The sequence below is a fragment of the Pseudobacillus sp. 179-B 2D1 NHS genome (assembly GCF_045370945.1).
GTDB lineage: Bacteria > Bacillota > Bacilli > Bacillales > Domibacillaceae > Pseudobacillus.
The window spans coordinates 1-19,152 of sequence record NZ_JBIQDP010000016.1 but is presented as its reverse complement, the minus strand read 5'-3'; the positions used below and the strand labels follow the sequence as shown (position 1 = coordinate 19,152).

General features: G+C 40.7%; 18 protein-coding genes and 1 rRNA gene. 14 read left to right on the top strand and 5 right to left on the bottom strand.

Features of this window, described 5'->3' with window-relative positions; genetic code table 11:
• Positions 1-8: 8 nt before the first annotated feature.
• A complete protein-coding gene (gene tatC, locus ACH0BF_RS15735; RefSeq protein ID WP_120031162.1) occupies positions 9-773 on the top strand; it encodes a twin-arginine translocase subunit TatC in 765 nt (254 codons plus the stop codon).
• Between the two features lie 42 nt (positions 774-815).
• Here tatC and ACH0BF_RS15730 read toward each other — a convergent pair whose 3' ends face one another.
• The 3 genes from ACH0BF_RS15730 to ACH0BF_RS15720 all read right to left on the bottom strand — a co-directional run bounded on the left by ACH0BF_RS15730 (position 816) and on the right by ACH0BF_RS15720 (position 3,579).
• Positions 816-2,441, bottom strand: coding sequence for an ABC-F family ATP-binding cassette domain-containing protein (locus ACH0BF_RS15730; RefSeq protein WP_120031164.1), 1,626 nt, complete (start codon positions 2,439-2,441; stop codon positions 816-818).
• A gap of 309 nt (positions 2,442-2,750) precedes the next feature.
• A complete protein-coding gene (locus ACH0BF_RS15725; RefSeq protein ID WP_182916923.1) occupies positions 2,751-2,927 on the bottom strand; it encodes a hypothetical protein in 177 nt (58 codons plus the stop codon).
• 232 nt (positions 2,928-3,159) lie between these two features.
• Complete coding sequence (locus ACH0BF_RS15720) at positions 3,160-3,579, bottom strand: pyridoxamine 5'-phosphate oxidase family protein (RefSeq protein ID WP_120037727.1); 420 nt, start codon at positions 3,577-3,579, stop codon at positions 3,160-3,162.
• 180 nt (positions 3,580-3,759) lie between these two features.
• Here ACH0BF_RS15720 and ACH0BF_RS15715 point away from each other — a divergent pair, with 180 nt between their 5' ends.
• From ACH0BF_RS15715 to ACH0BF_RS15660, 12 genes are all read left to right on the top strand, one after another.
• Positions 3,760-4,467: a phosphoadenylyl-sulfate reductase gene (locus ACH0BF_RS15715; protein ID WP_120031166.1), complete on the top strand. Its 708-nt coding sequence runs from the start codon at positions 3,760-3,762 to the stop codon at positions 4,465-4,467.
• A 60-nt stretch (positions 4,468-4,527) separates the two neighbouring features.
• Positions 4,528-5,673, top strand: coding sequence for a sulfate adenylyltransferase (gene sat / locus ACH0BF_RS15710; RefSeq protein ID WP_120031168.1), 1,146 nt, complete (start codon positions 4,528-4,530; stop codon positions 5,671-5,673).
• A gap of 14 nt (positions 5,674-5,687) precedes the next feature.
• A complete protein-coding gene (cysC, locus tag ACH0BF_RS15705; RefSeq protein ID WP_406909665.1) occupies positions 5,688-6,287 on the top strand; it encodes an adenylyl-sulfate kinase in 600 nt (199 codons plus the stop codon).
• A 64-nt stretch (positions 6,288-6,351) separates the two neighbouring features.
• Complete coding sequence (cobA, locus tag ACH0BF_RS15700) at positions 6,352-7,131, top strand: uroporphyrinogen-III C-methyltransferase (RefSeq protein WP_406909664.1); 780 nt, start codon at positions 6,352-6,354, stop codon at positions 7,129-7,131.
• Complete coding sequence (locus ACH0BF_RS15695; RefSeq protein ID WP_406909663.1) at positions 7,128-7,889, top strand: sirohydrochlorin chelatase; 762 nt, start codon at positions 7,128-7,130, stop codon at positions 7,887-7,889. Before cobA ends, ACH0BF_RS15695 begins: the two co-directional genes overlap by 4 nt.
• A complete protein-coding gene (locus ACH0BF_RS15690; RefSeq protein WP_120031176.1) occupies positions 7,870-8,493 on the top strand; it encodes an NAD(P)-binding protein in 624 nt (207 codons plus the stop codon). The genes ACH0BF_RS15695 and ACH0BF_RS15690 overlap by 20 nt, the downstream gene beginning before the upstream one ends.
• A 15-nt stretch (positions 8,494-8,508) precedes the next feature.
• On the top strand, positions 8,509-9,414 hold the full coding sequence (locus tag ACH0BF_RS15685) for a sulfite exporter TauE/SafE family protein (RefSeq protein WP_120031178.1): 906 nt from the start codon (positions 8,509-8,511) through the stop codon (positions 9,412-9,414).
• A 654-nt stretch (positions 9,415-10,068) separates the two neighbouring features.
• Entirely contained in the window at positions 10,069-10,893 is an 825-nt protein-coding gene (locus ACH0BF_RS15680) for an STAS domain-containing protein (protein WP_259455764.1), read from the top strand.
• A 298-nt stretch (positions 10,894-11,191) separates the two neighbouring features.
• Positions 11,192-13,867 carry a YhgE/Pip domain-containing protein gene (locus ACH0BF_RS15675; RefSeq protein WP_406909662.1) on the top strand — a complete coding sequence of 892 codons (2,676 nt, stop codon included), beginning with the start codon at positions 11,192-11,194 and terminating at the stop codon, positions 13,865-13,867.
• Between the two features lie 112 nt (positions 13,868-13,979).
• Positions 13,980-14,417: a peptidylprolyl isomerase gene (locus ACH0BF_RS15670; RefSeq protein ID WP_120031183.1), complete on the top strand. Its 438-nt coding sequence runs from the start codon at positions 13,980-13,982 to the stop codon at positions 14,415-14,417.
• Positions 14,418-14,751: 334 nt separating this feature from the next.
• Complete coding sequence (asnB, locus tag ACH0BF_RS15665) at positions 14,752-16,659, top strand: asparagine synthase (glutamine-hydrolyzing) (protein ID WP_340854188.1); 1,908 nt, start codon at positions 14,752-14,754, stop codon at positions 16,657-16,659.
• A gap of 214 nt (positions 16,660-16,873) precedes the next feature.
• Positions 16,874-17,230, top strand: coding sequence for a hypothetical protein (locus tag ACH0BF_RS15660; RefSeq protein ID WP_406909661.1), 357 nt, complete (start codon positions 16,874-16,876; stop codon positions 17,228-17,230).
• 63 nt (positions 17,231-17,293) lie between these two features.
• Here the strand turns inward: ACH0BF_RS15660 and ACH0BF_RS15655 are convergent, their stop codons facing one another.
• Positions 17,294-17,659 (bottom strand): hypothetical protein, encoded by a 366-nt coding sequence (locus tag ACH0BF_RS15655; RefSeq protein ID WP_340854185.1) that lies wholly within the window; start codon positions 17,657-17,659, stop codon positions 17,294-17,296.
• 167 nt (positions 17,660-17,826) lie between these two features.
• Positions 17,827-18,546, bottom strand: a complete 720-nt coding sequence (locus tag ACH0BF_RS15650) for a class I SAM-dependent methyltransferase (protein WP_406909660.1) — start codon at positions 18,544-18,546, stop codon at positions 17,827-17,829.
• 547 nt (positions 18,547-19,093) lie between these two features.
• On the opposite strand from ACH0BF_RS15650, the gene ACH0BF_RS15645 reads away from it, so the two are divergent.
• A 16S ribosomal RNA gene (locus ACH0BF_RS15645) occupies positions 19,094-19,152 on the top strand; the annotation flags it as partial.

Here is a 19,152-nt window from a genome sequence, read left to right as displayed (position 1 = left end):
GGAAGAGGATGGGAGAACTGAAAACCTCTGAAAAAGCTTCTCTGACTGTATCAGAACAAGAGCAAACACTGGTCGAGCATTTAACCGATTTAAGGAAGGTTGTTTTAAACTCTGTCGGTTGTGTACTGTTTGTCTTCGCTGGCCTGCTGTTAGTCATGCATAGGATCATTCCTTTTTTGTCTCATGAACATGAATTAATCATGCTTGGGCCGTTGGAAGTGATTAGGCTTTATGCTGGAATCGGCTTAATCTTGGCATTGGGCTTATCAGCCCCTTTTATTGCTTTCCAATTCTGGATTTTTTCGCGTCCGGCTCTAACAAAGCAGGAGAGCAAAATGGCTCTATTGTTTCTTCCAGCGGTTTTAGGGAGCTTCGTGGCAGGGATTGCATTTGGCTTTTATGTTATATTTCCAACGGTGTATCGCTTTCTAATGGGACTTGGAGCAAAAAACTTTGAAATGATGGTGACCGCTAAAGAGTACTTTCACTTTTTGACTATGACAACTGTACCGATGGGCATCTTATTTGAAGTGCCGCTTTTGCTCATGTTTTTAACGGCAGTTCAGTTGGTTACACCATTAAAGTTAAAAAAGGCGAGAAAGTATGCGATACTTCTTTTGGCTGTGCTGTCTGCTTTGATTACACCGCCTGATTTTCTTTCTCAGCTCATCGTTCTCATTCCACTTATTTTGCTCTACGAGGCAGGGATTCTATTATCAAGCTTCACAGAGAAATGGGTGAATAATAAAAAAGTTAGAGTACCTATTGAATAACAAAAAGCCGGAAGCGGGGAGCTTCCGGCTTTTTGTTTGAAATTAAGAAACTTGATACATTTCCTTTACTTGCTTTTGCAAGTCTGTATTTTCTAAGTACTCGTCATAAGTCATTTGCTTGTCGATCAAGCCGCTCGGTGTGAGATCCATCACTCGGTTAGCGATCGTCTGAATAAACTGATGGTCATGAGAGGCAAAGATCATTGATCCTTTAAAGCTTGTTAATCCATTGTTTAGAGCAGTGATGGATTCAAGATCTAAATGGTTGGTCGGCTCGTCAAGAAGCAGCACGTTAGCGCCAGACAACATCATTTTCGACAGCATGCAGCGGACTTTTTCTCCACCTGACAATACGCTGGCTTTTTTCAATGCTTCTTCTCCGGAGAAGAGCATGCGGCCTAAGAATCCGCGTAAGAAGCTTTCGCTTTCATCTTCAGGTGAAAACTGACGAAGCCATTCAACAAGTGTTAAATTAGATTCATCGAAGTACTTGCTGTTGTCCTTCGGAAAATACGACTGGCTCGTTGTTACTCCCCATTTATATGTTCCGCTGTCCGGCTCCATTTCGCCAGCTAAAATTTTAAATAAGGTCGTTTTCGCTAATTCATTTGTACCGACAAGGGCAATTTTATCATCTTTATTCATAATAAAACTGATATTATCAAGCACTTTTACACCGTCGATTGTTTTTGTTAAACCTTCGACACGCAACAAGTCATTACCAATTTCACGTTCCGGCTTAAAATGAACGTACGGATATTTACGGGAGGAAGGCTGGATATCATCAAGTGTAATCTTATCAAGCAATTTTTTCCGGGAAGTGGCCTGTTTAGATTTTGATGCATTGGCGCTAAAACGGGCAATAAATGCCTGAAGTTCTTTGATCTTTTCTTCTTTCTTTTTATTCGCATCCTGGGCCATTTTTGCAGCCAGTTGGCTGGACTCATACCAGAAGTCGTAGTTTCCGACATAAAGTTGGATTTTACCGAAATCCAAGTCAGCAATATGTGTACATACTTTATTTAAGAAGTGCCGGTCATGTGAAACAACGATAACTGTGTTTTCAAAGTTAATTAAGAATTCTTCCAACCATTGAATTGCCTGAATATCCAAGTGGTTGGTCGGTTCGTCAAGAAGCAGGACATCCGGTTTGCCAAAGAGGGCTTGTGCAAGCAATACCTTCACTTTTTCAGATCCGGTTAATTCAGCCATTTTTTTCGTATGAAGGTCTTCTGGAACGCCGAGCCCTTTTAATAGGATAGCTGCTTCAGACTCCGCTTCCCACCCATTTAGTTCAGCGAATTCTCCTTCGAGTTCGGCCGCTTTCATCCCGTCTTCATCTGTAAAATCGGCTTTCATGTAAATGGCATCCTTCTCTTGCATCACTTCATATAAGCGGGCATGGCCCATAATGACCGTTTTTAAGACTTCCTCTTCCTCATATTCGAAGTGGTTCTGTTTCAGCACAGCCATACGTGCGCCAGGAGTCATGGAAACATGTCCAGTTTGGGACTCAAGGTCACCGGATAAAACTTTTAGGAAAGTGGATTTGCCGGCTCCATTTGCACCGATTAACCCGTAGCAATTCCCCGGGGTAAATTTAATGTTAATGTCTTCAAATAACTTCTTATCGCCGAAGCGTAAGCTGACATCCTGTACAGTAATCAATAGTATTCTTCCTCCATTTATTCATAATCGTATCGATTATACCATCTTATAGAGGGAAAAGGGAGAGTCCTTCTCAACGGGAGAATGCAAACAAAAAAAAAGAACCTGCAGAGTTGTTCTTCTGTCTGGTTCTTAGGATTGAGAAATAATAGGGCAGTGCTTTAAATGTTTAATGTGAGTCAGCTCTACCTGGTGTGGAGGGGAAAGTCGCATAATGTCACAATATCCAGCCGGATCAATCCGTAAAATCTGATATCTTTTCTCCTCATATAAAATGATATCCTGTTCTTTCACGCGGATAACCTCTCTTTATTTATAAGTAAATTCTTGGCCAAACTCGCTGCCAAGAAAAGGGTCCTGAAAGCGAAAAGCCAAGTGGTTTCCAACACCATGACAATGCTTGCATATTTTGCTGACGAGGAATCCTCTGACAAGAGGAACTCTACCTAGACCATTGCATTCTGTACAAACTCGTCTGTGAGTCATCAAATTCCTCCTTTCAAAGATGGTAAATAAACAGACTTTTCTGTAGTATACCCATTTGCTTATCTACCTAATCTAATCAAGGCGGATTTTTAGGCGGAAAACGCAGACAAATCTTTTCCTGGGTTGAATGAGGGAAGGGAGGAGTGTAGTTTTCCCTATGAGGCAGGCAATGAACTATTCATTGCTTTTTAACAAGCTGAAGCACCTTCTCGCATGGAAGGTGCCGATATTGTTACAATTCTAATACTTGAGGAGTATCTTTTCCTTTATTCATGTAACGAATCGTATTTGGAGTAATGGCAAGGACAATGTATTCAGGATCGTCTGGCCCGTTAAACCATTGAGAAATCTCTTCGTTCCAAAGCCGCTTTTTAGTTTCGGCTGAATCATCTATCTTAGCGGTGCCTTCAATTTCAAGAAATGCATCGCCCATTCCTTCTCCGGAATAACCGATCAAAATGTGAACATTTGGATTTTGTTCAATCTCTTCAACTTTATATGTGTCTTTCCCTGTCGGTGTATAAAGGGTCAAATCATCATTATAAAATGTCATGTAACGAGTGTGAGGTTTGTTGTTTTTTACTGTGGCAAGCGTACCAGTTTGATTTTCTTTCAATACATCAAGAATTTCTTTTTTTAGCTGTTCCATCATTCCATCTCCTTTTGCAATGCTTTCTTCTTTTACTATTCCTTCGTCTGACAAAAATAAACATCGCCTCGTTGACATTCATAAAAAAAGTAAATTTCTTAAAAATAAGGTTTGACTTTAGAAAATTTTCTGATAAGATTATCTATATTCATAAAATCCTATCTGTAAAGTAGGTGTTTAAAAGTGATTAAATATGAACAGTGGAATGAAACAGAATTGCCGCTGTTTCCAGCAGAAAGTGCAACAAAAGGAGCGCTTGAAACCCTTCAATGGGCATATGAGCAGTATGGGGAAAAGCTTGTATATGCGTGCAGCTTCGGAATTGAAGGCATTGTCCTTATTGACTTAATTTCAAAAGTAAAACCGGATGCCGAAATTGTCTTTTTAGATACCGGCTATCATTTTAAAGAAACTTATGAGGTCATCGATGAGGTAAAGAAAAATTATCCCGCTCTTCGCATTCATCTTCAGCAGCCTGAATTGACGATTGAAGAACAAGCTGCCCAGTATGGGGCGGACCTCTGGAGTTCAAATCCTAACCAATGCTGTAATATCCGGAAGATCGCCCCGCTTTCTAAGGCGCTGGCACCTTCTATTGCCTGGATTTCAGGGCTGAGAAGAGAACAGTCGGAAACGAGAAAACATACGAATTTCTTAAATCAAGACCACAAATTTAAAAAGATAAAAGTATGTCCTTTAATTCACTGGACATGGAAAGATGTCTGGCGGTATGTAACAAAACATGAGCTTGCTTATAACCGGCTTCATGATCAGGGATATCCAAGCATTGGATGTGAGACTTGCACAAAACCAGCGTATTCCTTGGAGGATATGCGTGCCGGACGATGGTCAGGTACTGGAAAAACAGAATGTGGCTTGCATACAAGCTAATTTTTTTACTCTTAATTCATAGTATTTTTATAAGTTTAATTAATTTGGGAGGTATACGCAATGACTCAAAGCGTGCCGCATGGCGGAAAGTTAGTTCAATTATTTCATCCTGATTTAGACATTTCCAACATTTATAAAGAGATTGAATTAGATCAAACAGCTCTGAGTGATTTGGAGTTGATTGGTACAGGAGCGTATAGCCCGTTAATCGGGTTTTTGACAAAAAAAGATTATGATTCTGTTGTTTCTAGCCTTCGTCTAGCAGACGGAACGGTTTGGAGCTTGCCGATTACTCTTCCTGTCACAGAGGAAACGGCTGCTTCTCTTCAGGAAGAAGAGACTGTACTGCTTGTTCATAACGGCGTTCCATATGGAGTGCTGACCATTGAAGAGATTTTCCGGCCGGATCAGCAGCATGAGGCTCAAGAAGTATACAAGACAACTGATACAGCTCATCCAGGAGTGAAAAAACTGTTGGAACGGGGATCTGTATATATTGGTGGGCCCATTACGTTAATTCGCCGGATTGAACGAAAACAGTTTAGCGAATTTTATTTTGATCCTGTTGAAACGAGAGCGATTTTTAAAGAAAAAGGCTGGGAACGCATCGTTGGCTTTCAAACGAGAAATCCTGTCCACCGTGCCCATGAATACATTCAGAAAACTGCGCTTGAAATCGTTGATGGTCTTTTATTAAATCCACTTGTCGGGGAAACGAAATCGGATGACATTCCGGCGGATGTACGAATGGAAAGCTATCAGGTTTTATTGAAGGATTATTATCCGCAAGATCGGGTAAAACTTGCTGTTTTCCCCGCTGCTATGCGCTATGCCGGCCCAAGAGAAGCTGTCTTTCATGCCCTCGTGCGCAAAAACTACGGCTGCACCCACTTCATCGTCGGTCGCGATCATGCCGGAGTCGGCGATTACTATGGAACGTATGATGCACAAAAGATTTTCAGCCAATTTTCAGCCGAGGAAATCGGAATCACGCTGCTCTTTTTTGAACACAGCTTTTACTGCAAAAAGTGTGAGAGCATGGCCTCAGCCAAAACATGTCCGCATGATAAAGAACATCATGTGATCTTATCTGGTACAAAGGTGCGGGAAATGCTGCGTGCCGGCGAAGTGCCGCCATCCACATTTAGCCGAAAAGAAGTCATCGAAGTGTTAATCCGTGGACTGCGTGAGAAAGAAACTGTTTAACAGGAGGAGTATAAATGAGCACAAATATTGTTTGGCACGAGCAGGCATTAACCAAACATGATCAGAGAATGAGAAATAAACATCACAGTGCCGTCTTCTGGTTTACCGGTCTTTCCGGTTCAGGAAAGTCTACGGTTGCCAACGCGGCAGCCAAAAGACTGCACGAGCTTGGTGTGAATACGTATGTACTTGATGGAGATAACATCCGTCATGGATTAAATAAAGATTTAGGATTTTCTGATGAAGACCGTAAAGAGAATATCCGGCGCATTGGTGAAGTAGCCAAATTGTTTGTTGACAGCGGCCAAATCGTATTTACAGCATTTATCTCTCCTTTTCAGGAAGATCGGGAAACCGTTCGCCAGCTGCTTGGTACGGATGAGTTTATTGAAGTATACGTCAGCTGCCCGTTGGAAGAGTGTGAGGCACGTGATCCAAAAGGACTTTACCAAAAGGCTCGCAATGGACAGATTCCAGAGTTTACAGGCATCTCTTCTCCATATGAAGCACCCGACATGCCGGAGCTGGTTCTGGAGACAAACCGCTATTCAGTCGATGAATGTGTGGATCAGTTAGTTAGCTTTATTAAAGGAAAACGTTGGATTGAAAGATGAATAGATAAAAGCAGCAGACCGGCTTCCTGCTGCGCTCTAAAGAATTAAAGCGGAGGTGGCCATTATGGCAAAAGTGTGGTTAGTAGGAGCAGGGCCCGGTGATCCAGACTTAATTACAGTGAAAGGCTTAAAGGCCATTAAAGAAGCAGAAGTGATTCTTTACGACCGGCTAATCAGCCCGGAACTTCTGGAGCATGCAAAGCCTGATGCTGAATTAATTTTTTGTGGGAAACTTCCGGACCACCATCATTTACAACAAGAAACGATCAACTATTTGCTCGTCAAACACGCCAAGAGCGGCAAAAACGTCGTAAGGCTAAAAGGCGGCGACCCATTTGTTTTTGGCCGTGGCGGCGAAGAAGCAGCCTTTCTTACCGAGCATGGGGTACTGTTTGAAGTGATCCCTGGGATTACCTCAGGAATTGCCGCTCCTGCTTATGCGGGCATTCCTGTTACTCATAGGGAGCATAGCGCTTCTTTTGCCATTGTAACTGGTCATCGACGCGAAGGAGAAAAAGAGGAACTGAAATGGTCTGCACTTGCCAATGGGATTGACACACTCGCGATTTACATGGGGGTAAAGAACCTGCCTTATATACAGGAAAAGTTAATTTCACACGGTAAGTCGCCACAAACACCAGCCGCTTTAATCCATTGGGGTACTACGAAAGAGCAGAGAACAGTGACAGGAACACTTGAAACAATTGCTGATATAGCAAAAGCTGAGGGAATGACTAATCCCAGCATGATTGTCATCGGAGAGGTTGTGCGTCTTCGTGAGAGATTACAGTGGTTCAGTGAGTGGGAAGCGGACGCTGTAATGACAGCAGGTGCCAGCCAATGAAAGCTGTTCTTTACGTTTGTCACGGCAGCCGAGTGAGAACAGGCCGAGAGGAAGCGTTGGCTTTTATTAAACGGACAAAGCCGTTTATAGATGTTCCTATTCAGGAGGCATGTTTTCTTGAGCTGGCGGAACCAACGATTGAGCAAGGGATTGCCCACTGTGTAGCCCAGGGAGCAACCGAAATTATTGTTTTTCCGTTTCTGCTGCTTGCTGCGGGCCATGCCAAGAAAGACATCCCGTTAGAACTGGAAAAAGTAAAATTCAGTTTTCCTTCAGTAACCTTTCATTATGCTCAGCCACTTGGTGTACATGAAGCAATGGTTGACATTTTGGTGGAAAGAATGAAAGAAACCGGACATCCAATTTTGCCTAATGCCTCTATATTGATTGTTGGCCGAGGAAGCAGTGATCCGCAAACGACAGCGGATTTTGCTGCAATCCGCGACCTGTTTCGCTATAAAACCAAGTTAATAGATGTGAATATTGGATATTTAGCCGCCGCTGCTCCTTCGTTTCAGGAAGAATTAATCCGGCTTAATGAACAGAAGCCTACTCAACTATGGGTCCTTCCTTATCTATTATTTACAGGCATTTTATCCAAAACATTAGAAAAAGAAATTCGCTCTTTAAACTCGAAGAGCTTCGTTATATTAACAAGGTGTCTTGGCTACCATCCATTTATTAGTCAAATTATAAAAGATCGTATTCAAGAAGCAGATCCAACAGGAGGGTATGCCTATGTTTCCCATCATGGTTGATTTAGCGGATGAAAAAATTGTTGTTGTTGGCGGCGGGGAAGTAGCCCTGCATAAAATAAAGAATTTATTGCGTTTTGGCCTTCATGTGCATGTGGTCAGCCCGTCTATTCATCCAGAGATAGAAAAATTGGCTGAGGAGGGATTGGTGACGACCCTGCAAAAACTGGCGGAAGAGGAAGATTACGATGATGCCTTTCTAGTAATTGCGGTGACGAATTCCAAAGAAGTGAATGATAGAGTAGCCAGAAAAGCAAAAGCGGCTGGCAAGCTTGTCGTTCATGCCGAACAGCCCGATCTTGGCAACAGCACGATTCCTGCTTCTCTTCAGCGAGGGCGCCTCGTCCTTAGTGTGTCCACGGGAGGAGCCAGCCCAACTCTCGCTAAGCAGATTAGAAATCAGCTTGAAGAAACATATGATGAATCGTATGAAGACTATCTCGATTTTTTATATGAAGTTAGGCAAATTGTGAAGAAAGTAGAGCCAGACCGCAAAGTGCGCCGCCATTTGCTGAAAATAGCAGCTGATCCTATTTTTTATAAAGATATTAAAAGAAGAGAAACGTTTTTACATGAAATCCGGCCATTTGCTCATGTAAGGCACTGATTTGGGGGGAGAAATATGGAACGATTTGTCATACTGGCGCTTGTTGGTCTCGCTGCTCAGCTTGTAGATGGGTCGCTCGGAATGGGGTACGGCCTTACATCTACCACACTTTTAATGACTGCGGGTATCGCGCCAGCAATCGCCTCTGCTTCTGTTCATATGGCAGAAGTTGTGACGACTGCAGCTTCAGGAGTCTCACATATGCGGTTTGGAAACGTTGATAAACAGATGGCAAAGCGTCTCATTATCCCCGGATCGATTGGCGCATTTTCAGGAGCGACATTTTTAAGTCATCTAACAGGCGATTATGTCCGGCTATATGTGTCCATCTTTTTATTTGCATTGGGGTTATACATTCTGGCACGCTTCTTGTTTTTAAAAGATGCGCGTAAACAAGAGCATAAACAACTGACGAATAAATTTTATTTGCCTCTTGGCTTTGTGGCTGGCTTCTTCGATGCGAGCGGAGGAGGCGGGTGGGGGCCGATTGCCACACCAGCTTTGCTTTCGCGAAAAGGAATAGAAGCCAGAAAAGTCATTGGAACTGTCAGTGTCAGTGAATTTGCAGTAGCCGCTTCTGCCACGATCGGATTCATGATTTCGCTTGGCCCCAGCAAAGTCAATTGGCTTTGGGCAGGAGCGATCATGCTAGGTGGGGTGGTTGCAGCACCGATTGCTGCCTGGATCGTAAAAAGTCTTCCGACAAAAATATTGGCCGTCATTGTAAGTGGCATGTTGATATTTACAAACGTGCGGTCCATACTTAGCTATACGACCATCGATCCTACGATTCATCATGTAATCTATGCGGCCATTGTTCTTGTATGGATATATATAGTATTTTATGTAGCCCAAAAAGAACGCAAGCTGAAGGGCGAAACGCTTCAGCTTCCTTTGGAGAAATCTAGAGAAACCTCTTAATAAACGTTTAGGAGATTTTTGGGGAACGATCCCTTCCCATAATAGCAGAGAGGGGATCTTTTTTATTTATTAATCCTGGCCTTTGCTGTGTTGTTGTCATGTTATCAATGATGAGCAGTCTCACTTATCCAATTTTAGTCGGCAAAATAAAGGGCCATCATGTAAAATTTGACGGCAAAATGATTCGTGAAATGCTTGTGGTGTAAGATCGGATAGACAAGGTAGCGTTAAGGAAGAGGGAATTATCACAACTGGCCTCCTATATTGTTCAGATTTTTGAGTAGGAGGAATCGGTATGTACTCTTACTTTTCATCATTTGGTCATTAACATAAAAACCTCCGCAAGGAACGTTAACTTGCGGAGGTTTTTATGTTAAATTGGAACGAGGAGGACAAATTACTCTAATTGGAGCGAACTTCCATTGCTTAGAATGAAAGGAAGGCACTAAATACCTATTGGACAAATAATATAGCATAGAAAAATTTCTTCTTACGAAATGATAAGTGAAAGATTGAAGCTTTAGGGGGAAAAATCAAATTTTAATATAAAAAGCGATTTATTAACAAATGTCAACAAGAAGTGATTCCGATTTATAGCACAATCGTTAGTATAAATGAGTATTAGTCAATGGATGAGGAGAAAGGGTGGAAGGAATGACGATGAATTCCCTTGTGAATTTTTCTAAATATATCAGTAGCCATGTAGAAGCTTTATCTCATGAAGTAGTCGAGGCTGTTATTAATAGAATGCAATTAGAAATCCCTTCTTGGGAAAGAGAGCAAGCAATCAACATGTATATTGAGCTTTTAAAGTTTTTTAGTGAATCTCTCTTTTGTGAAGAGAACGATTCAGTACCGGATGCATTAATTGAATGGAGCAAAAAAAACGCAGCCATGCAGGTCTCCGCTGGTCAAGGTATCCTGGAAATAGTTGTGCGTTATCCGGCGACTAGAGATGTTTTTAATGACTTATTGACGCGGATCAGCATCGAGCTTGAGCTCTCTGTAAAAGACAATGCTTTTATTATTAAACGAATCAACAATATGTTAGATATCAGTTTAAACGAAACGTTTTTCGCTTTTGAACGTCTCTCCGAACAATTTAGAGAAGAAACACAAAAAGAGCTAGCTGAATTATCAGCGCCTATTGTTCCTGTGAAGGAAGGAATTGTGGTTCTTCCTCTAATTGGAGACATTGATGATTACCGGGCAAGTTACATAATGGATAATGTGATTCCGAAAATAGCTGACTTAGAGGTAGAACATGTTATCTTCGACTTTTCAGGGATTTTAACGATTGATGCACAAGTGGCAGAGTATTTCCGGAGAATAGAAGAAACTCTACGTTTAATGGGCTTGCATGTTATTACGACGGGACTGCGTCCTAAATTAGCCCAAACGGTCGTTCATTCAGGGATGGATCTGTACAGGGTTGAAGCGTTTGCGACTGTTAAACAAGCACTGGAGAGCATTAAATAATCCCTCTCTTCTGGGAATAACCTCTAAACATAAAAAAGCTAACAGACCGAGATCTGTTAGCTTTTTTATGTTTAGAGCGCAGTTTGAATGCAAGCAAAGAAACATGTGAATCTAGGTCCTTTTCGAATTGCCAACCGTTGATGAGTGAACAAGACAGCTCCAAAACATTTCTCTTTTGTCCAACTTCTTAAACAAATGATCCGTTCCCAAAGAGTCAAAAAGACTGAAGGATAGATTTAATATTTATAACCAAAATAAATAAGAATAAAACAATTGATAAAAGCCGGGTGAGTAAAAAGTGAAAAAGGTTTTTCAAATTTATCAAATGGATTGGAAAAGAATTTTCAGTGTTCCCACTGGGATTTTGCTCGCCATAGCTATTATGATTTTGCCTTCTGTTTATGCTTGGGTGAATATAAAAGCGATGTGGGATCCTTATAAAGATACATCTGGGATAAAAATAGCCGTGACCAGTCTTGATAAGGGAGGAGAAGTGAGAGGTAGAGAACTAAATATAGGAGAAGAGTTAATCGATAACTTAAAGAAGAACAAAAAATTAGGATGGACATTTGTCAATCAGGAAGAAGCTGAACGGGGCGTTAAGCATGGCGAGTATTATGCCAGCTTATTGATTCCCGCAGACTTCTCCGAAAAAATGATTAGCGTTTTATCGGAAAATCCTAAACGGGCAGAGATTGTTTATAAGGTAAATGAAAAGCTGAATGCCGTTGCCCCGAAAATTACTGAAAAAGGAGCGACTGGTGTGGTCGGGCAGGTGAGTGAACACTTTACTAACGCCGTTGACCAAGCTGTTTTAACAGAATTTAACAAAGCGGGTGTTGAGCTTGAAAGAGAGCTGCCGACCATCAGGAATATAGAAAGTAAAGTTTTTGCTTTGGAAAAGCAATTGCCTGCCATTAGAGAAATGGGGGACAGGGTACGGGAATTGGACAAGAAAATGCCGGAAATAAGAGAAAAAAGCCAAAAGGTCGTAGAGCTAGAGAAACAACTACCTAAAATCGAACAATTGGGAAGCAGTATATTAAGAATAGAAGAACGTCTTCCTAAATTACGAGAAGTCGGTAATGAAATTTTACTTATTCAAAAAAAGCTCCCTGTTATTCAGAAGGCCGCTGAAAAGACAGCAGAAATTGATCGCAACTTTTATAAAATAGAAGAAGCTGTAGCGAAGGGGATCACGGATGCTCAAAAAGCTAACCAAATCATCATGGCTGCTCGACAGGAGCTTCCTGAAATAGCAAAAGTAGCAGAGAGAGGAAGTGGGTTTGCCAATCAGCTAAACGAATTTTTACAGAAAAACGCTGAAGCTTTCCAAGCTATTGTTCCGGTCATCAGGCAAAATGTCTCTCTTTTACAGCAAACGGCAGATTCTGCTGTGCAGCTCACGGAATCTATTCAGACAGAGAGTGGTGATCCTCAACGGGCCCTTAGCTCTGTCGAATTGCTGAAAACACGTGTACAAACAGGAGAAGCGGTAGTTGGCCGGACAATCAATCTGCTCGCCAAGATGAATCAATACACTGAAGGGAACCAGCTAGGTGGCCTAATCAGTCGTTTAACGGATGTGAGACAAAACTTTCAACAGCAAGAGGACGTTTTAACTCAAATAGAGGCAGCTATGAGAAATGGTCGCGAGCCGGCAACAGAACTAGCGGGGCAATTAAACAGGCTGGCTTCATCAGCCAGCAGTACATTAGGCTCCGTTTTAAACGCCTATGATAGTGAAACTGTACCAACGATTACTCAATCACTAACTGCATTAATTGAAAAAGCCAGAATATCGAACGAAGTAGTGCAAACAGCAAAAGCAAAGCTGCCTGATATTCAGCAGATTCTGAATGACGCACAGGCAGGTGTACAATTTGGATTTGAAGAATTGACAAGAGTCCAAGCAGAGCTGCCTCGAATCCGCACAGACATTCATCAGACTGCATCTGCCATAGCAGGAAAAATGAAACAATTTACGGCTACAGTCAATGAAGCGGCGCGTTTTGTGAAAAATGATTTACCATCTGTGGAGCAAAGGATTCACAAAGCTGCCGACTTTGTGCGAAATGATCTACCGGCGGCAGAACGAGAAGTGCGAAAGGTCTCTCATTTCATTCAAACAAGGCTTCCGGAAATGGAGAAAGCAGTCCATCAAGCAGCAAACCTTATTGAAGCAGATTTACCAGAAGTAGAACGGTCTGTTCGTGATGCAGCTAACAGAATAAGAAAATTCCAAAAGGAACAGGATTTAAGAGAAATCATTAGGCTGCTGAAAAATGATGTTAAAAAAGAAAGTGAATTTTTGACCAAACCGATTGAATTAAAGGAAGAAAAAGTGTTTCCTATCCCTAACTATGGATCAGCCATGTCTCCGTTTTACACAACGTTATCTTTGTGGGTAGGAGCGATGCTGTTGATTTCTTTGTTTCGGACAGATGTCGAGGACTCGGAAAATATGTACCAGAGCCATCATATTTACTTTGGTCGGCTGCTTACATTTTTAACTATCGGTGTTTTTCAAGGATTTATTGTCAGCATGGGAGATATATTTCTACTTCATGCTTATGTAGTGGAAAAGTTCTGGTTCGTCCTTTTTTCCATCTTAACGAGCATCGTATTCGTTACAATTACTTATACGCTTGTGTCTGTTTTTGGAAACATCGGGAAAGGACTGGCCATTATCTTTCTTGTTTTACAGTTTTCCAGCTCAGGTGGAACTTTTCCTATTAGCCAAACCCCAGAGGTTTTCCAAAAAATTAACCCGTTTGTTCCATTTACTTACGCAGTCAGCTTGTTACGAGAAGCGGTTGGCGGCATTGTACCGGATATTGTGAGAACCGATTTGCTTGCGCTGCTTTTCTTCTTAGTGCTTACCATTGTATTTGCATTGTTATTGAAGAAGCCACTAAGCAGTATCACGAGCAAGCTTGCAGCGAATGCAAAGAAGACAAAGATTCTTTCTTGACACGAAGAAAAGGCTTGGATGCTTACTTTATTTTTCAAGTCTTTCTGTTTTTCTCCAGTCCTTCTGGTATGATAAAATTTGAAAGCACTTTGAGTGAAAAGGAGAGATTGTTATGGCGAAAACAGGAAAGATTGTTATGGAAAATGGAGAAACCATCGAATTTGAGCTATACCCGAATGAAGCGCCGAACACGGTGGCTAACTTTGAAAAGCTGGCGAATGAAGGATTTTACAATGGGGTTGTATTCCACCGTGTTATCCCAGGATTCGTTAGTCAGGGAGGAGATCCGACAGGTACAGGAAGAGGCGGTGCCGGTTACACGATTAAATGTGAAACAGAAGGCAACCCGCATAAGCATGAAGCGGGCAGTCTATCTATGGCTCATGCAGGGAAAGACACTGGCAGCAGTCAGTTTTTTATTGTCCACCAGCCACAGCCCCATCTAGATGGCGTACATACGGTCTTTGGTAAAGTAACATCCGGCTTGGAAACCGCACGCTCTATGAAAAATGGCGACGTAATGAAGGAAGTTACTGTTTCTGAGGAATAAGATTTTTATTTGAAATGTAGTCATAAAGAAAACACCGTCCGGTTAAATGGATGGTGTTTTCTAGCTATAAGTATCAGTTGGAAAGGAGTGACTTTGGATAGCTATTAGGATTAAAGTTGTTTTATTCTCGTATTGTTCCCCGCATAAATCGCTACATCAATTACTTACAGTATAGGCGCTCTCTAAAAAATCCCCTTTATATAAATGAAGAATCCAAAATTATCAATACGCTACCCGCGTTATAGGCTGCGTATGCTTTGCTATTTTTTACCAAAGTTGTTATCGTGGGAAAGAATCATCACAAATTCAATTTGCAAATAGGAAGGTGTTATAAATGTGTGGATTTGTTGGCTGTATGTACGACAAACCCCAAGACATGAACGATAAATTAGGAAATGGCTTTAGAAAAATGAGCGATATTATTACTCATAGAGGGCCTAACGACGAGGGGTTCTATTTTGATGAGTATGTTAATTTTGGATTTAGGCGGCTAAGCATTATTGATATCGAAAATGGTCAGCAGCCCCTCTCTTATGAAGACGAACGATATTGGATTATATTCAATGGTGAAATTTATAACTACATCGAAATTCGGCAAGAGATGGAAGAGAAAGGTTATAAGTTTTATACTCATTCGGACACAGAGGTCATCTTGGCCCTTTACAGTGAGATCAACGAACAAGCGGTGAAGAGATTAAGAGGAATGTTTGCTTTTGTCATCTGGGATAAGGAGGAACAAATATTATTTGGAGCAAGAGACTATTTTGGAATTAAACCGTTTTTTTATTCGGAGCAAGAAGGTTTGTGTGTGTTCGCTTCTGAGAAGAAGAGTATTTTATTAGCGGCAGGAAACCGTCTTTCTTTTGATATAGATCGTAATTCTTTACACCACTATCTTAGTTTTCAGTATGTTCCTGAGCCTGAAACAATGACGACTTTAATTAAAAAATTATCTCCAGGTCATTATTTTTTTAAAAAACCAGGACAGGCAATGGATATCCGGTGTTATTGGCAGCCTTATTTTCAACCGCACCAGTCAGTGAAGGATCAACTTGTCACAGAGATTCGTGAAGTCTTGACGGATTCTGTAAAAGTTCATATGCGAAGTGATGTGCCGGTTGGGGCTTTTCTATCCGGTGGGATAGATTCTTCATTTATTGTTTCTCTGGCAAAAGAAGTGAATCCGGGTTTAAAAACTTTTTCTGTTGGATTTGAAAGAGATGGATTTAGCGAAATTAATGTAGCTCAAGAAACAGCTGATTCCTTAAATCTAGAGAATATTAGTCATGTCATTTCACCCGATGAATTTTTAGAAGAGCTTCCAAAAATCATTTGGCATATGGACGATCCTTTAGCAGATCCAGCAGCCGTACCGCTTTATTTTGTTGCACGTGAAGCAAGCAAACATGTAACAGTAGCACTATCGGGTGAAGGGGCCGATGAACTGTTTGGAGGATACAATATTTATCAGGAACCGCAGTCCTTGCGCTTGTTCAAGTACATGCCAGCTTCGGTAAAACATGCATTAGAAACATTGAGTCATTTTCTTCCAGAAGGAGTTAAAGGAAAAAACTTCATTGAACGCGGGGTGACCCCTTTAGAAAAAAGATATATCGGCAATGCCAAAATTTTCGAAGAACAAGAGAAGGAAATGTTACTTACTAACTACAAAGATTCTTTAAGGTACACCGATATTACAAAACCTATATACAGTCAGTCTGCAAGCTACGATGCGGTTACTAAAATGCAGCATCTAGATATTCATACATGGTTAAGAGGAGACATTTTATTAAAAGCGGATAAGATGACTATGGCACATTCTCTGGAGCTAAGAGTGCCTTTCTTGGATAAGGCTGTTTTCAATGTAGCATCCAAAATCAGCGTGGATCAAAAAGTAAAAAATAATACAACGAAATATATTCTGCGAAAGGCAGCGGAAGGCATCGTCCCGAGCCACGTTTTGGGAAGGAGAAAATTAGGATTCCCCGTACCTATTCGCCATTGGCTAAAAAAGGAACTATACGACTGGGCTTGCTTTATTATTCGCTCAAGCCAAGTTGATTACATTTTTGATAAACAGCAGGTTCATTTGTTGTTGGAAGAGCATGTCATGAATAAGAAGGACAATAGCAGAAAGCTCTGGACCATTCTTACATTTATGATTTGGCATCAAATTTATATAGAACGCCTTTATAATTTTGAAGAATTAACTGAGAATCGAGAGACGCTGCTTTCTCATTGAGTTACCCTCTAAAGAGAGTAATCTTTTCACTTACATCCTATGTTTGTGGATTTGTGAGCGGATATTCGTTTATTTTTATATAGTCAAAGAAGCGCTCGTTAACGAGAGTACGGCCTTTATAACTGATGCAGCGTTTTTTTAACTAAACAATCGCCTATGCCCCTTCAGCATGTAAGCATATACTATCTTGTGATTACTTGAGGAGGGGTTAAGAATGGAAAGACAAATGGGTCAAGGCAGTTATCCAGGCATGGGAATGGGCAGTTATCCAGGCATGGGAATGGGCAGTTATCCAGGCATGGGAATGGGCAGTTATCCAGGCGGAGGAATGGGTGGTTATCCAGGCGGAGGAATGGGTGGTTATCCAGGCGGAGGAATGGGTGGTTATCCAGGCATGGGAATGGGCGGTTATCCAGGCGGAGGAATGGGTGGTTATCCAGGCGGAGGAATGGGCGGTTATCCAGGCGGAGGAATGGGTGGTTATCCAGGCGGAGGAATGGGTGGTTATCCAGGCATGGGAATGGGCAGTTCCCCAGGCGGAGGAATGGGCGGCTGCCCAGGTATGCGTTAAAGATTTGAACTTTTCATACGTTATAGAAAAAAGAAACCTTGGAGAGCTATTTTCCAAGGTTTTTCAATTCTCTTCAATTGCGCTTGTTTTCGCATACTTTGCAATCATTCTTACAATCAATTGCCCAATTGTATATATAATAGAAATAAATATCACTGCTCCATTTCGACCAGTAACTGTAAACCAGTAACCGTCGTTAGGAATGAATTTCATCGCGAGGACGAGCGAGACAATAGTCGTAAGTAGATTCACCAAGAGAATGACAGAGATGCGAACATTCTTTGATAAAATACCAACCAAGACTACAAAAAATAAGAAACCAAACAATAAAAGAGAGGCTTCCTTTCCTTTTATATATTGTTCATATTCATAAAAATGAAAGAAAAATGGTACAGGAATTAAACACACAATACCCCATGCTATCTTCATAACGAGCCTCCTTATCGGTTTATTTAAAATTAGAGGGATGTCTCTTTTTGAAATTCCATTTTTTTCAATATAACACATGAAAGGTTTATATGTTTACTCTTTTTGTTGTTTGTCGAAATCAAAAAGGTGTGTATGACAGTCTTTTTTATTTAGATTATAGGAAATAACTATTTTGTACAGAAAAACACTCTATGGTCCAGAATTCCGTGGTATTTTGCCATCATATAGAAATGTTGGTTCGATACTGCATGAAGCTGTGGTTCAATATATTTTGAATGATGAAACTCAGGCATTGAATAATTTGGGAAGAAGACGTGTGTTGGTCTATAAATATGGAGAGTTTTAAAGCTGGTTTGTTTAAATAAGGCTAACCATTCTTTCTCTGTAAGAAGGTCATCCAATCCATAAAATCGTTTGATTTCTTCCTCATTGTTTGCTCCCAGGTGTTTGTTAACTGTGAGCTCATTAGCAATAAATCGGCCATCACTTTTCAGTAATCGGAAAATTTCTTTAAGAGATCTAGGCTTGTTTGCAAAAGCAAGAACAGATTCAGAAATAATAACATCAAATGTCTCATCTGGTAACGGGAAATTTTCTATAGATCCTTGAATAATTTCTACGGGCAATCGATGTTTTTTCATTCTTTTTTTAGCTTTCTCTATCATGATGGGATTAATATCCATTCCCATTACCTTGGCTCCATAGCGATCAGCTAGATAGGCAGCTGTTTGACCAGTGCCACATCCTACATCTAAAACATAAGAGGTATTATTTATTTCTTCAGTTTTGAAGATTTCTTTTGTTAAATGGATACCGCCGGGATGTGCACCACCGACACCAAACTTTGATAAAAAATCTAAGTACATTGAACTTCTAATTAAAATCACCTTCTTCACTCATTTTCATTTATACAAAATATGAAAGAGAAAGTCGGGAAGTTCCTGGTTTGTCTATTGAAACCATTTTGATTGGCATACTTGTTGACCTTGACCTGTAATGAATTATTGAGTTATATAAAGTGCACGAGTGAGAGAGGACCTTTTGCTATTTATCCTAGAATTCTGGCTCTTCTATAGTTATTTTTTAAAAATAATTGTTATGAAGTAATCTGTTGATAGAGAATAGTAGGATAAAATGGTTGTTAATCTTACTTGATAACCTCGCAGTTTTAGTTATTCTTATTTATTATGTATGGGATAAAATAATTTAGAAAATAAAGCATTAAAATGATGGTTGACTTTATCTTTTATGATATGTTATATTAAACATCCGCTGTTAAGAATAGCAGCACTGAGAAAAAGCATAAAACAGTTGACTTTTATATTAGAATAATGATATAATGATAGAGTTGTTATGAATTGATCTTTGAAAACTGAACAAAATACATGCCAGTAAGTTAATTCTTATTTTTAAATTATGAGCAAGTCAAACATCTTTTTGGAGAGTTTGATCCTGGCTCAGGACGAACGCTGGCGGCGTGCCTAATACATGCA

Excerpts from the sequence above, each read along its gene's own strand:
- tatC (WP_120031162.1), top strand. The coding sequence starts at position 9 with ATGGGAGAACTGAAAACCTCTGAAAAAGCTTCTCTGACTGTATCAGAA.
- ACH0BF_RS15725 (WP_182916923.1), bottom strand. The coding sequence starts at position 2,927 with ATGACTCACAGACGAGTTTGTACAGAATGCAATGGTCTAGGTAGAGTT.
- ACH0BF_RS15720 (WP_120037727.1), bottom strand. The coding sequence starts at position 3,579 with ATGATGGAACAGCTAAAAAAAGAAATTCTTGATGTATTGAAAGAAAAT.
- sat (WP_120031168.1), top strand. The coding sequence starts at position 4,528 with ATGACTCAAAGCGTGCCGCATGGCGGAAAGTTAGTTCAATTATTTCAT.
- cysC (WP_406909665.1), top strand. The coding sequence starts at position 5,688 with ATGAGCACAAATATTGTTTGGCACGAGCAGGCATTAACCAAACATGAT.
- cobA (WP_406909664.1), top strand. The coding sequence starts at position 6,352 with ATGGCAAAAGTGTGGTTAGTAGGAGCAGGGCCCGGTGATCCAGACTTA.
- ACH0BF_RS15695 (WP_406909663.1), top strand. The coding sequence starts at position 7,128 with ATGAAAGCTGTTCTTTACGTTTGTCACGGCAGCCGAGTGAGAACAGGC.
- ACH0BF_RS15690 (WP_120031176.1), top strand. The coding sequence starts at position 7,870 with ATGTTTCCCATCATGGTTGATTTAGCGGATGAAAAAATTGTTGTTGTT.
- ACH0BF_RS15685 (WP_120031178.1), top strand. The coding sequence starts at position 8,509 with ATGGAACGATTTGTCATACTGGCGCTTGTTGGTCTCGCTGCTCAGCTT.
- ACH0BF_RS15680 (WP_259455764.1), top strand. The coding sequence starts at position 10,069 with ATGACGATGAATTCCCTTGTGAATTTTTCTAAATATATCAGTAGCCAT.
- ACH0BF_RS15670 (WP_120031183.1), top strand. The coding sequence starts at position 13,980 with ATGGCGAAAACAGGAAAGATTGTTATGGAAAATGGAGAAACCATCGAA.
- asnB (WP_340854188.1), top strand. The coding sequence starts at position 14,752 with ATGTGTGGATTTGTTGGCTGTATGTACGACAAACCCCAAGACATGAAC.
- ACH0BF_RS15660 (WP_406909661.1), top strand. The coding sequence starts at position 16,874 with ATGGAAAGACAAATGGGTCAAGGCAGTTATCCAGGCATGGGAATGGGC.
- ACH0BF_RS15655 (WP_340854185.1), bottom strand. The coding sequence starts at position 17,659 with ATGAAGATAGCATGGGGTATTGTGTGTTTAATTCCTGTACCATTTTTC.